The organism is Nocardioides cavernae (genome assembly GCF_016907475.1).
Classification (GTDB): Bacteria; Actinomycetota; Actinomycetes; order Propionibacteriales; family Nocardioidaceae; genus Nocardioides; species Nocardioides cavernae.
The window spans coordinates 790,693-802,524 of record NZ_JAFBCA010000001.1 but is presented as its reverse complement, the minus strand read 5'-3'; the positions used below and the strand labels follow the sequence as shown (position 1 = coordinate 802,524).

Annotated in this window: 12 protein-coding genes; 3 read left to right on the top strand and 9 right to left on the bottom strand. The window is 72.1% G+C overall.

Annotation, left to right across the window (positions count from 1 at the left end; all coding sequences use genetic code 11):
* Position 1: 1 nt before the first annotated feature.
* Positions 2-466: an SRPBCC family protein gene (locus JOD65_RS03840; RefSeq protein WP_191193672.1), complete on the bottom strand. Its 465-nt coding sequence runs from the start codon at positions 464-466 to the stop codon at positions 2-4.
* Between the two features lie 71 nt (positions 467-537).
* Here JOD65_RS03840 and JOD65_RS03835 point away from each other — a divergent pair, with 71 nt between their 5' ends.
* Complete coding sequence (locus JOD65_RS03835; RefSeq protein ID WP_191193673.1) at positions 538-1,176, top strand: hypothetical protein; 639 nt, start codon at positions 538-540, stop codon at positions 1,174-1,176.
* Positions 1,177-1,203: 27 nt separating this feature from the next.
* Here the strand turns inward: JOD65_RS03835 and JOD65_RS03830 are convergent, their stop codons facing one another.
* From JOD65_RS03830 to JOD65_RS03810, 5 genes are all read right to left on the bottom strand, one after another.
* On the bottom strand, positions 1,204-1,623 hold the full coding sequence (locus tag JOD65_RS03830; protein ID WP_224747131.1) for a VOC family protein: 420 nt from the start codon (positions 1,621-1,623) through the stop codon (positions 1,204-1,206).
* Between the two features lie 130 nt (positions 1,624-1,753).
* Entirely contained in the window at positions 1,754-2,098 is a 345-nt protein-coding gene (locus JOD65_RS03825; RefSeq protein WP_191193675.1) for a PRC-barrel domain-containing protein, read from the bottom strand.
* A 138-nt stretch (positions 2,099-2,236) separates the two neighbouring features.
* On the bottom strand, positions 2,237-4,306 hold the full coding sequence (locus JOD65_RS03820) for a catalase (protein ID WP_191193676.1): 2,070 nt from the start codon (positions 4,304-4,306) through the stop codon (positions 2,237-2,239).
* A gap of 128 nt (positions 4,307-4,434) precedes the next feature.
* Positions 4,435-5,073 carry a LuxR C-terminal-related transcriptional regulator gene (locus tag JOD65_RS03815; RefSeq protein WP_191193677.1) on the bottom strand — a complete coding sequence of 213 codons (639 nt, stop codon included), beginning with the start codon at positions 5,071-5,073 and terminating at the stop codon, positions 4,435-4,437.
* Complete coding sequence (locus JOD65_RS03810; RefSeq protein WP_191193678.1) at positions 5,025-6,173, bottom strand: sensor histidine kinase; 1,149 nt, start codon at positions 6,171-6,173, stop codon at positions 5,025-5,027. Before JOD65_RS03810 ends, JOD65_RS03815 begins: the two co-directional genes overlap by 49 nt.
* Before the next feature lie 138 nt (positions 6,174-6,311).
* Here JOD65_RS03810 and JOD65_RS03805 point away from each other — a divergent pair, with 138 nt between their 5' ends.
* The gene (locus JOD65_RS03805) at positions 6,312-8,480 is read left to right on the top strand and encodes an MMPL family transporter (RefSeq protein ID WP_191193679.1); all 2,169 of its coding nucleotides are present in this window, start codon (positions 6,312-6,314) and stop codon (positions 8,478-8,480) included.
* 33 nt (positions 8,481-8,513) lie between these two features.
* Here the strand turns inward: JOD65_RS03805 and JOD65_RS03800 are convergent, their stop codons facing one another.
* Positions 8,514-9,176: an FMN reductase gene (locus JOD65_RS03800; protein WP_191193680.1), complete on the bottom strand. Its 663-nt coding sequence runs from the start codon at positions 9,174-9,176 to the stop codon at positions 8,514-8,516.
* On the bottom strand, positions 9,173-10,324 hold the full coding sequence (locus JOD65_RS03795) for an LLM class flavin-dependent oxidoreductase (RefSeq protein ID WP_191193681.1): 1,152 nt from the start codon (positions 10,322-10,324) through the stop codon (positions 9,173-9,175). Before JOD65_RS03795 ends, JOD65_RS03800 begins: the two co-directional genes overlap by 4 nt.
* A gap of 208 nt (positions 10,325-10,532) precedes the next feature.
* Between JOD65_RS03795 and JOD65_RS03790 the strand changes: the two genes are divergently transcribed.
* The gene (locus JOD65_RS03790; protein ID WP_191193682.1) at positions 10,533-10,919 is read left to right on the top strand and encodes a tetratricopeptide repeat protein; all 387 of its coding nucleotides are present in this window, start codon (positions 10,533-10,535) and stop codon (positions 10,917-10,919) included.
* Between the two features lie 3 nt (positions 10,920-10,922).
* On the opposite strand, the gene JOD65_RS03785 is transcribed toward JOD65_RS03790, so the two are convergent.
* A complete protein-coding gene (locus JOD65_RS03785) occupies positions 10,923-11,738 on the bottom strand; it encodes a DUF1963 domain-containing protein (protein WP_191193683.1) in 816 nt (271 codons plus the stop codon).
* Positions 11,739-11,832 lie beyond the last annotated feature (94 nt).

The window sequence follows — 11,832 nt, the reverse complement described above, 5'->3', positions numbered from 1 at the left end:
GTCAGGACCCGGTGACGGCCTGGCTCAGGTTGTCGAGGGACTCCTCGAGCTGGGCCTCGGTGACCAGCGGGAAGCCGACCTTCTTCAGCAGCGCCTCGTCGGTGACGTTGCTCCAGTCGTAGGTGTGGCGCACGCGCGTCGAGTCGGATCCCTCCGACTCCAGCTCCCACACCCACTGCCACCCGGGAGGCTCCTGGCCGGCCGGCGCGGTCTGCCACGCCAGCAGCTGGTTCTGCGAGTAGCCGGTGACGTGGTTCTCGGTCTGGTAGTCGCCGCCCATGTGGTCCCCGGTCATGTTCATGGTGAACACGTCGCCGGTGCCCTGGATCCGGTCGGTCTTCTCGTCGCTGATGACGAAGCCGGACCCGTCGAGCTGCACGTGGCGCTCGGGGTTGCTGAGCACGTCGAACACGTCGGCGCTCGAGGCCTGGATGGTGCGCTGCACGGTGATCTTGTTGTCGCTCATGCCCTCGACACTGCCTCGCGGGGGGTGAGGCAAACACCCCACAAGGGGTGGGCGCTGGTTGGATGACGACCATGAGCGAACCGGAGTCGATCGAGGACTACTACGCCCGGATCGCCGCGGCGACCGACGACGAGGGCCGTCTGGCGGTGGCGATCGAGGAGATGCCCGGCTGGGACATCTTCCCGTTCGAGCTCGACGGGCTGCGGATCAAGCCGCTCGAGCCGCTGCAGGACGTCGAGCCGCCCCGCGAGGGCGAGGACCCGGCCGACTGCTCCTGCCAGGAGCCGCTGCCGCCCGAGCGTGCGGCACAGGTGGCCTGGCGCAACGAGCGCTGGCTGCTCGTCGCACTCGACATGAAGCTGCCCGTCTCCCTCATCCTGCGACCCGTCGAGCACTTCGACATCGCCGACCTGCCCGACGACATGGCCGCCGAGATGGGCCTGCTGATGGTGCGGGTCACCGCCGCGGTCGAGGAGCTGCCCAGCGTCGGTCGATGCCACATCGGGCGCTACGGCGACGGCGGCGCCCACGCCCACCCCTTCTTCTTCGGCCGCCCGGCCCGGATGGGCCAGCTGCGCGGGTCCTGCCTGCTCGACTGGGAGGAGAACCTCCCCGCCGTGCCCGAGGACGTACGCCGCGCCAACGCCGGCCAGGTCGGCCGCCGCCTCGTCGAGCGGCTCGGGGGTCAGGGTCCGGCCTGGGAGCAGTGACCGGCGTTCACGGCGGACGCGCCGGCGTCAGGACACGGCGCCGGCGATGTTGAACATCCAGCTGATCCCGAAGCGGTCGACGAACATGCCGAACTCGTCACCCCACGGCGCTGCCTCCAGGGGCTGGCGCACCTCGCCGCCCTCGGACAGCGCGGAGAACCAGCCGCGCAGCTGCTCGGCCTCCTCGTTCGACCCGGAGATGCTGATCGACACGTTGTCGCCGAAGGTCACCTGCACCATCTCCGGCGGTGCGTCGGCACCCATCAGCGTGAAGCCGGAAGGCGTCTCAAGCTGTCCGTGCATGACCTGCGTGGCCATCGGCCCCTCGGTGCCCATGTCACCGAAGGTCATCACGTTGAGGTCGCCACCCAGGACCGAGGCGTAGAACTCCATCGCCTCGCGCGCTCTGGCATCGGCGAAGTTGAGGTAGGGGTTCAGGGTGGCCATCACGTGCTCCTTCGAGTCCGGGTGTCCCCAACCTAGTGACGCGGCGCGGGCCGGGGAAGGCGCGCGACGGGACACGCGACGCCCCGGACGAGCGTGTCGTCCGGGGCGTCGTCGCGGGGGGTGCGGTGGGTCAGCGGCCGGAGTACGGCGTGTAGTAGTCCGTGTGATGACCCCGGGAGTCGTCGTTCCACTCGTCCTTGTCGTAGTCCGGGGCGGACTTGATCTGGTCCTTGGAGAGGTTGACCATCACGGTCTTGTCCTCGTGGTCGATCCCGGTGACGGCGCCGGCGGGGACGAGCCGCTTCTTGCCGAAGATCCAGAAGCCGGTGTCCACGACGAGCCACTGGCCACTGGCCTCGTTGCTGGCCTCGTCGATCTTGCCGATCGAACCGTCGCTCGCCTCGACGTCGTAGCCGACGAGGTCGCTGTCCTGGCTCCACGTGGTGTCGCGGTAGCTCCACACTGTGTCACTCATGGTTCCCTCCCAAGGGTTCGGTTGTGCCGAACCGTCGACGCAACCACCAGTCCGGGGAGGCAGACACACCCGTGGGGCGGTGTCACCGTCGTTCACCGCCCTACGGATACGTCCGCAGGGGTACGACGACCGCGTCCGTCAGTCCTGGACGGGCCGCTCCCAGTGGCGCAGCGCCGCGCACTGCTCCAGGAAGTCGGTCACCGAGCCGGTGGTTAGCTCCGGGCAGCCGTCGTCCGGGGTCACCCCGGCCGCGTCGAGGAGCGCCTGCGCGTCGGCGGACCACCCGAGGAACTTCTGGTGGGCGAACGCGTCGTCGACGAAGTCGCGGGCCGTCTTGCGCTCCGCGAGCTGCTGCGCGCCGTCGGCGGAGGGCACGACCGCCACCGCGTCGAACAGCACCGACGGCGCTCCGACGACCGCGTGGTCGGGGACCAGCTTGCGCCCGCCCTTGAGCTTCAGCGGCCCGGCGGCAGGAGCGACGTACTCGACGAGGGCGCCGGCCTCCGTGAACGCCTCCTCGAGCGCCTTGACCAGCGCGCCGTCGGACCCGGCGGTCACCAGGACGCCCAGCTTGCGGCCGGCGAAGGAGTCGGGACCGTTGAGCAGGATGCTGAGCGCGGGCGACTCGGGCAGGTCGGTGCGCGGCTCGACGGCCGCCGGGTTGGCCTCGGGAAGCGGCATGCCGAGCTCGTCGGCGACGCCCTGCGCGAGGTCCTCGTGGACGTTGCGGAGGTTGCCGAGCATGCGGGTGCGGATGGCCGGCAGCTCGCACTTGCCGAGCTCGAAGGCGTAGGCCGCGACGATGTGCTGCTGCTCGACGTCGGTCTGGCTGATCCAGAACTGGCGCGCCTGGCTGTAGTGGTCGGCGAAGGTCTCCGAGCGGACGCGACGTACCTGCCCACCCTCCTCCCGCGGCACCGAGGTGTAGCCGTTGTCGACGTCGGCGCGCGGGCCGCGCTCGTCGCCGCTGAGGGAGTTGGGCTCGTAGTTGGCACGCCCCTCCTGCCGCGACATCTGCATGTGGCCGTCGCGCTGGAAGTGCGCGACCGGGCAGCGCGGTGCGTTGATCGGGATCTGCGTGAAGTTGGGGCCGCCGAGCCGCTTCAGCTGGGTGTCGAGGTAGGAGAAGTTGCGGCCCTGGAGCAGCGGGTCGTCGCTGAAGTCGATGCCCGGCACGATGTTCTGGGTGCAGAAGGCGACCTGCTCGGTCTCGGCGAAGACGTTGCTCGCCACCCGGTCCAGGGTCAGCCGGGCGATGGTCCGCACCGGCACCTGCTCCTCGGGGATGATCTTGGTCGCGTCGAGGACGTCGAACTCGAACTCCTCGGCGAACGCCTCGTCGAAGACCTGCACGCCGAGGTCCCACTGCGGGAAGTCGCCGGCCTCGATCGCGGCGTAGAGGTCGCGCCGGTGGAAGTCCGGGTCGGCGCCGTTGATCTTCACCGCCTCGTTCCACACCACCGACTGCAGGCCCTGCCGCGGCTTCCAGTGGAACTTCACGAACGTCGACTCGCCGTCGGCGTTCACGAAGCGGAAGGTGTGGACGCCGAAGCCCTCCATGAAGCGGAACGAGCGCGGGATGGCCCGGTCCGACATCTGCCACAGGGTCATGTGGGTCGACTCCGGCATCAGGGAGATGAAGTCCCAGAACGTGTCGTGGGCGCTCTGCGCCTGTGGCCAGCCACGGTCCTGCTCCTCCTTGACCGCGTGGACGAGGTCGGGGAACTTCATCGCGTCCTGGATGAAGAACACCGGGATGTTGTTGCCGACGAGGTCCCAGTTGCCCTCGTCGGTGTAGAGCTTCACCGCGAAGCCGCGCACGTCGCGGGCGAGGTCGAAGGAGCCCAGGTTGCCGGCGACGGTGGAGAAGCGGACGAACGCCTCGGTGCGCTTGCCCTTCCGCGCGAACGGCGCGGCCCGGGTCAGGTCGGTGACCGGGTCGAGGCACTCGAGGTAGCCGTGCGCGCCGTAGCCGCGGGCGTGGACCACCCGCTCCGGGATCCGCTCGTGGTCGAAGTGGAAGATCTTCTCCCGCATCGCGAAGTCCTCGAGCAGGGTCGGGCCCCGCTCGCCGACCTTCAGCGAGTTCTGGTCGTCGCCCATCGGGACGCCCTGGGCGGTGGTCATCACCTGGCCCTTGGTCGGCGCCTGGTGGAGCTCACCACCCTCGCCGGTCCGGTCCTTCGACGTGGTCGTCCTGCGCGCCATGGGCACGTCCTTCCGAGAGGTCTTTGCGGGAGTCCGAGGAGGTCTTCCTCGACGCTAGGCGGCTCCCACGCCCCGCGGCTCACCCGCCGGGGTCGGCGCCGGGGACGGGCGCCCACCCCTCCGGGCGGTCAGTCCAACCAGGCCAGCACCGCGAGCACCCGACGGTTGTCGTCGGGCGCGAGCGGCAGGTCGAGCTTGGTGAAGATCCCGCTGGCGTGCTTGTCGACGGACTTCTCGGTGATCACCAGCCGCGCCGCGATGGCGGCGTTGGACCGGCCCTCGGCCATCAGCGCGAGCACCTCCCGCTCGCGCGGCGAGAGGCGGTCGACGGCCCGGGCGCGCGGCCGGGCCATGAGCGCGGCGACCACCTCGGGGTCCAGGACGGTGCCGCCACCGGCGACCCGTCGTACGGCGTCGACGAAGTCACGGATGTCGCCGACCCGGTCCTTCAGGAGGTAGCCCACCCCACCCTCGCCGCTGGCCAGCAGCTCGCGGGCGTAGAGGTGCTCGACCCACTGGGAGAGCACCAGGACGGGGAAGCCGGGACGAGCGGCGCGCACCGCGATGGCGGCGCGCAGGCCCTCGTCGGTCAGCGTCGGAGGCAGGCGTACGTCGACGACCGCGGCGTCGACCTCCGGGTCCGCCAGCGCGACCTCGAGCTCGGGCGCGTTGGCGACGGAGTGCCGGATCGTGAGGTCGTGCGCCTCGAGGATCCGGGTCAGGCCGTCCCGGAGGAGGGCGTTGTCCTCGGCGAGGACGAGCTGCACGGCACCTCCAGGGTCACGAGCGTCGGTCCACCCGACGGGCTCGAGACTCTCACGGTGCCGTCGAGCGCCGCCAGCCGCCGCGCGACCCCGCGCAGGCCCGACCCGGCGGCCGGGTCGGCGCCGCCCCGGCCGTCGTCGCCGACCACCACGGTGAGCAGGTCGTCGACGTGGCGGAGCTCCACCCAGGCGTGCTCGGCGTCGGCGTGCTTGCCGACGTTGGCCAGGCACTCCACGACCGCGAAGTAGGCCGCCGACTCCACCGGCGCGGGCAGGCGGGCCGGGAGGTCCGGGGTGACCTGGACGGGCACCGCGAGGTCCAGGGCGATCGCCTCCACGGCACCCGCGAGGCCGCGGTCGGCCAGCACCGGCGGGTGGATGCCGCGGACGACGTCGCGGATGTCGCCGAGCGCGGCACCGGTCGTGGCCGCTGCCTCGGCGAGCAGCGTCCGTGCGGCCGTCGGGTCCGTCTCCACGAGCTCCTGGGCGAGGCCGAGGTGCATCCGCAGGGCCACCAGCCGGGCCTGGGCGCCGTCGTGGAGGTCGCGCTCGATGCGCCTCAGCTCGGCGGCGGAGTCCTCGACGCGCTCGGCCCGGGTCTCGGTCAGCACGGCGACCCGCTCCTCGAGCAGCTGGTGGCTGCCCCGGCTCAGCAGGCGGGCGTCGAGCCGGCTGCGGAGCATCATCAGCTGCGGCGTCGCGAACCACCACAGCACCAGCGTCACGATGAGCACCGCCAGCAGCACCACGGTCAGCGAGATCGCGAACCCGACCGTCGTCGAGACGACGGCCCACGCGAGCTCCCGCCACGACATCGGGTCGGCGGCCCAGGTCCGCAGGCGGCGCAGCACTGGCTGCCCGTCCACCGGACGGCGCTCGGCCGGGACAGGGTGCCCGAGGGCCTCGGCGGCCATCGAGCGGTGCCGGTCGGCGATCCAGCGCAGCATCGGCAGCCCCACGAGAACGATCGGGATCCCCACCACCAGCAGCGCCGTCGCCCCACCGACGACCGTGAGCACCAGGGCCAGCAGCGTCGGGACGGCGAGCAGCACCTGGAGCAGTGCGTTGCGCGTCAGCCGCGCAGGTCCCGCCGTGCTTGCCATGTCCCCATCCTCACGGATCCGCGGGCTCCGCACGGTGGGGTTGACCCCACTCCGGCTCGGGAGGTGCCCCCGCTGTGCCGTACGCCGAGCGGCGCGAGGTTGGAGGACGACCCACCACCCACCGAACGGAGCACGGCCATGGCCGCCGACCTGATCACCCGGATCCCGCAGCGGGCCGCGCGCTGGAGCGCCGAGCACCCCTGGCGCGCGATCCTCACCTGGCTGGTCCTCGTGGTGGCTGCCACGAGCCTGGCCGTCCTCGTCCCCACCCAGCAGGCAGAGGAGGCCGACTACCGCATCGGGCAGTCCGGGCGGGCCGACGCGATGGCCGAGCAGGCGGGCCTGTCGGCGCCACCGGGCGAGGTGGTGCTGCTCCAGGGCGACCGGGGCGACCGGGCCGAGCTGCCGCGCGCGGCGAAAGAGGTCGCCACCGGGATGGCCGACGCCGACGGGGTCGCCGAGGTGGACGCCCCGGTGTGGAACGACGCCCGGACCGCGATGCTCGTCGCGGTGTCGCTCGACGAGGGCGTCGAGGACCCCGCGCCGCTCGAGGCCGTGACGGCCACGGTCGCCGCGGACCACCCGGACCTCACCGTCCGGCAGGCGGGCGACCTCACCACCGACCGGGACATCAACGACCAGGTCGCCGAGGACCTGTCCTCGGCGGAGGGGATCAGCCTGCCGGTGACCCTGGTGCTCATGCTGCTGGCCTTCGGTGCCCTCATCGCGGCCGGCATCCCGGTCCTCCTGGCGCTCGGCAGCGTGGCGGCGACGATGGGCATCGCCGCGGCGGCCTCCCACGTCGTGCCGGCCGAGCCCACCGTGAACTCGATGATCGTGCTGATCGGGATGGCCGTCGGGGTCGACTACTCGCTCTTCTACCTCAAGCGCGAGCGCGAGGAACGCGCCCGCGGCCGCACCACGCTCGACGCCGTCGAGATCGCCGCCCAGACCTCGGGCCACTCGATCGTGGTCTCCGGTCTCGCGGTCGCGGCGTCCATGTCGGGCCTCTACCTGGTCGGCTCCGTCACCTTCGACTCCCTCGCCCTCGGCGCGATCGTCGTGGTCGCGGTGGCGGTCGTCGGGTCGATCACGGTGCTCCCCGCGCTGCTGGTCGCGCTCGGCCGCTGGGTCGACCGGCCGCGGGTCCCGCTGCTCTGGCGGCTCAACCGACGTATCGGCGCCGGCGGGATCAGCAGCCGCGTCCTCGCGCCGGTCGTACGCCGTCCGGCGGCCGCACTGGCGGCGTCCGTCGCGGTCGTCGGCGTCCTCGCCGTGCCGGCCCTGGGCATGACGATGCACGCCTCGAGCCTCGAGACGCTGCCCCGCGGCATCCCGGCCGCCGACACCCTCCGCGCGGTGGCCGAGGAGTTCCCCAGCGAGGGCACGACCGTCACCGTCGTCGCCCGCGGCGACGACGCCCGCAGTGCGCTCGCCACGCTGGAGGCGGCTGCTGGACGCGCCGACTTCGAGACGGTCCCCGACGGTCTCGTCGACGCCGAGGACGGCGCCACGTCCGCGTTGACCATGGCGCTGCCCTGGCCGGAGTCCGACGAGCGCAGCGCCGCCGCGATCCACGACCTGCGCGACGACCTCGCCCCGGCGGCGTTCACCGACTCGGGCACCGAATGGGCCGTGGGCGGGGACGCCGCGTCCAACCTCGACTTCGACGACCACCTGCGGGCGTGGATGCCGGGGGTGATCGGGTTCGTGCTCCTGCTGACCCTGGTGATGATGGGGACGGCGTTCCGCAGCGTGCCGGTCGCGCTGCTGTCCACCTTCCTCAACCTGGTCTCGGTCGGCGTCGCCTTCGGCGTGCTCACGCTGGTGTTCCAGCACGGCTGGCTCGAGGGCCTGCTCGACTTCACCAGCCCGGGGTTCGTCATCGACTGGATCCCGCTCTTCGTGCTCGTGGTGCTGGTCGGGCTGTCCATGGACTACCACGTGTTCGTGATGAGCCGGATCCGCGAGCTGGTCGGGCGCGGCCTCCCGACCCGCCTCGCCGTCGAGCAGGGCATCCGCGACAGCGCATCCGTCGTGACCAGCGCCGCTGCGGTGATGGTGTCGGTCTTCGCCATCTTCGCGACGCTGAGCATGCTCGAGATGAAGATGATGGGAGTCGCGCTGGCGACCGCGATCCTCGTCGACGCCACCCTGATCCGGCTGGTGATGCTGCCGGCCGCGCTCGTGCTGCTGGGCGAGCGGGTGTGGTGGCCGCGACGCCCGGCAGCGCCCCTCGGCGAGGTCGTCGACGAGGACGACGCCCGTGGAGCCGGTGCCGAGCCGGAGCTCGCGTCGGCGCGCTGAGCGCCCGAGTGGCCTGGGGCGCGCCGGTGGGGCTCAGGCCTCGCCGGCGTGCCCCCGGAGCAGGTCGCCGAACGGCGTCACGTCGGCCGCGACCTTCGTGCCGGACGTACGCCGCGGGCGCGCGGCGAGGTCAGGGGCGAACCCGCCGACGCCGTAGCCGCCCTGGCTCAGCACCAGCGCGGCGAGCTCGGCCGCAGCGCGGGTGATCCGGTCGGAGAGGCCGTGGCTGCCGAAGTCCTCGGTCGCGGCGAAGATCCCGGTGGGTACGACCACCGCGCGGAGGTAGGCGAACAGCGGCCGCAGCGCGTGGTCGAGGACCAGCGAGTGCCTGGCACTGCCGGCGGTCGCGGCGATCAGCACCGGCGTACCGGCCAGCGAGTCCTTGTCGAGGGCGTCGAAGAACATCTTGAACAGCCCGCTGTAGCTGCCGTTGAAGACCGGCGTCACGACGATCATCCCGTCGGCCGCGGCGACCTGCTCGCGCAGCTCGGTCAGCCGCGGCGTCGGGATGCCGCCGGTGACCATGAAGGTGGCCAGCTCACCGGCGACCTCGCGCAGCTCGATGAACTCCATGTCCGCCGACTCGCCGCGGGCGGTGACCTGCGCGGTCGTCGCCTCGGCGAGCTGGTCGGCCAGCAGCCGGGTGGACGACGGGACGGTCAGCCCCGCCGTCACCACGACGATGCGACGGCTCATGCGGTGACCTCGGCCTGCTGCGCGAGCTCCTCGGCGCGGGCCCGGGCGGGCTCGACGAGGTGGTGCGGCGCGTCGGGACCGGCGGCGACGAGGGACGCGTGGGTGGGCGGGTCGCTGGGCACGTGGGCCGGGCGACGGCGCTCGAACTCCGTGCGCAGCACCGGCACGACCTCGGTGCCGAGCATCTCGATCTGCTCGAGCGCCAGCGAGGTGGGCAGACCGGCGTGGTCCATCAGGAACAGCTGCCGCTGGTAGTCGCCCACGTAGTCGGCGAATCCGAGGGTGCGCTCGATGACCTGCTCGGGGGTGCCGACGGTCAGCGGCGTCATCTCGGTGAAGTCCTCCATCGACGGGCCGTGGCCGTAGACCGGGGCGTTGTCGAAGTAGGGCCGGAAGACGCGCTTGGCCTCGGCCTCGGTGGAGGCCATGAAGGCCTGGCCGCCCAGGCCGACGTAGGCCTGGTCGGCGGCACCGTGGCCGTAGTGCTCGAAGCGGCGGCGGTAGAGCTTCACCATCTGCTCGGTGTGCTCCTTGTTCCAGAAGATGTGGTTGTGGAAGAAGCCGTCACCGTAGTAGGCCGCCTGCTCGGCGATCTCGGTGCTGCGGATCGACCCGTGCCACACGAAGGGCGGCGTGCCGTCGAGCGGCGCGGGCGTCGAGGTGTAGCCCTGCAGCGGCGTGCGGAACTGACCCTGCCAGTTGACGACCGGCTCGCGCCAGAGCTTGCGCAGCAGGTGGTAGTTCTCGACCGCCAGCTTGATGCCGTCGCGGATGTCCTTGCCGAACCACGGGTACACCGGGCCGGTGTTTCCGCGGCCCATCATCAGGTCGACGCGGCCGCCGGAGACGTGCTGCAGGAACGCGTAGTCCTCGGCGATCTTCACCGGGTCGTTGGTGGTGATCAGCGTCGTGCTCGTCGAGAGCAGCAGCTTCTCGGTCTGCGCCGCGATGAAGCCGAGGTGGGTGGTCGGGGACGACACGACGAACGGCGGGTTGTGGTGCTCGCCGGTCGCGAAGACGTCGAGGCCGACCTCCTCCGCCTTGAGGGCGTACTGCGTCATCGCCGAGATGCGCTCGGCCTCGGACGGGGTGCGTCCGTCGGTCGGGTCCGTCGTGACGTCACCGACGCTGAAGATGCCGAACTGCATGAGGTCCTCCTGCGATTGGGTCCAACCGGTGGTTGAAGTTTGTACCACCTCCAACGGGACTGCCTCGCCCAGTATTCCTCGCGACCGGCCGTGGAATCGCCGGGGCACCTGCGGCGTTGGACCGGCATCCGGGCGCACGCTCGGACCAAGCCCCCCGGCGGCCTGTCCTCCGGACACCCGGGGGACGTGCTCTTCGAGAGGAGCGACGATGACCGACTTCACCCCCTTCGAGGACCTGCTGCGCGGACACGCGGGGCTGCTCGAGGACACCACCCACGACCGCTGGCTGCGGGCGCAGGCGCTCTTCGAGGAGCGCGGCTACCGCGAGGCGGCGGTCCTCCTGGCCGAGCTTCTCGACGACCCCGGTGACGTGGGGCACGAGCTCACCGACGTACGCCTGCTGCTGGCGCGCTCGCTGTTCCACTCGGCCCAGCTCGACGGCACCATCCGGGTCGCGACCGAGCTGCTCGAGCACGACCCCAACGAGCCCTACGCCCACCTGCTGGTCGGGCGCGCCCTGCAGCGCAAGGGGCTCAAGGACGAGGCGCAGCCGCACCTGCGCCTGGCCGAGCTGCTCGGCGGCTACCGCACCTGATCGTCAGCACTGCCAGGTGAAGCCGACGTCGTCGGGCACCTGGAACGGGACTGCGCCGTCGGTGCGGGCGAGCCAGTAGAGGCAGTCCGCCGGCTCCCACGCCGTCCCGTCGGCCCAGTCGCTGTCGATCTGCAGGAGGGGGCGCCACCGGAGCGCCTCCTCCCGGTGGACGTCGTCGTACGTCGCAGCGCCGAGGCGGAGCTCGGCGGTCTCGAGCTCGACGGAGGCCTGCACGGGATCGGCCCAACCGCCCACCTGACGACCCCACGAGTCGGACCCGAGGTCCTCCTCGCGCAGGTCGCCGAGCTCGTCCCAGAAAGGGTCCGGCAGCTCCTCGAGGCCCTCGTCCTCCAGGGCCGGGTGCTCGTCGTCCGGCCAGGTGAGGGTCTGCATCGCAGTGAGCTCGGCGGCCGGGTCGGCCGCCGGCCCGGTGCCGGTCACGTGGAGCAGCCGCGAGCCCGGCACCGTGTCGGGGTCTCCGGACAGGACCACGCGGCCGTCCCCGTCGGGCTCGAAGTAGAACCCGAGCAGGCGGCCCTCCGCCGGCAGGGTGATCCCTGCGTCCGCCCCCGTCGCGGCCAGCGCCGCCAGGTCGAGCTCGACCACGAACGACAGCCGACCCTGACCGGGCCACTGCGGCCACTCGATCCCGGGCGGCAGGTCGGGCGTGCCGCCGAGGCGGGCGACGACCGGGTCGCCGGGGCCGGCCGGGACGAGCTGCACTGCCGGACGCAGGAGGGCGAGCCAGCGGCGCGCGGCGTCGGGGTCGAGGTGGTCGGCGGCGATCTCGGTGAGACGGGTGGCGGTCCGGGTCGTCATGAGCGCAGTCTCCCAAGGCCGCCCGATGTCAGTTCCCGCGGGCGTCCGGGGGACGTCGTACGACGTCCTCCGGGCGCGCGTGCGAAGCCTCGGT

What these genes read in the sequence shown, in the direction of transcription:
- JOD65_RS03840 (WP_191193672.1), bottom strand. Translation starts at nt 466, where the DNA reads ATGAGCGACAACAAGATCACCGTGCAGCGCACCATCCAGGCCTCGAGC.
- JOD65_RS03835 (WP_191193673.1), top strand. Translation starts at nt 538, where the DNA reads ATGAGCGAACCGGAGTCGATCGAGGACTACTACGCCCGGATCGCCGCG.
- JOD65_RS03830 (WP_224747131.1), bottom strand. Translation starts at nt 1,623, where the DNA reads ATGGCCACCCTGAACCCCTACCTCAACTTCGCCGATGCCAGAGCGCGC.
- JOD65_RS03825 (WP_191193675.1), bottom strand. Translation starts at nt 2,098, where the DNA reads ATGAGTGACACAGTGTGGAGCTACCGCGACACCACGTGGAGCCAGGAC.
- JOD65_RS03820 (WP_191193676.1), bottom strand. Translation starts at nt 4,306, where the DNA reads ATGGCGCGCAGGACGACCACGTCGAAGGACCGGACCGGCGAGGGTGGT.
- JOD65_RS03810 (WP_191193678.1), bottom strand. Translation starts at nt 6,173, where the DNA reads ATGGCAAGCACGGCGGGACCTGCGCGGCTGACGCGCAACGCACTGCTC.
- JOD65_RS03805 (WP_191193679.1), top strand. Translation starts at nt 6,312, where the DNA reads ATGGCCGCCGACCTGATCACCCGGATCCCGCAGCGGGCCGCGCGCTGG.
- JOD65_RS03800 (WP_191193680.1), bottom strand. Translation starts at nt 9,176, where the DNA reads ATGAGCCGTCGCATCGTCGTGGTGACGGCGGGGCTGACCGTCCCGTCG.
- JOD65_RS03795 (WP_191193681.1), bottom strand. Translation starts at nt 10,324, where the DNA reads ATGCAGTTCGGCATCTTCAGCGTCGGTGACGTCACGACGGACCCGACC.
- JOD65_RS03790 (WP_191193682.1), top strand. Translation starts at nt 10,533, where the DNA reads ATGACCGACTTCACCCCCTTCGAGGACCTGCTGCGCGGACACGCGGGG.
- JOD65_RS03785 (WP_191193683.1), bottom strand. Translation starts at nt 11,738, where the DNA reads ATGACGACCCGGACCGCCACCCGTCTCACCGAGATCGCCGCCGACCAC.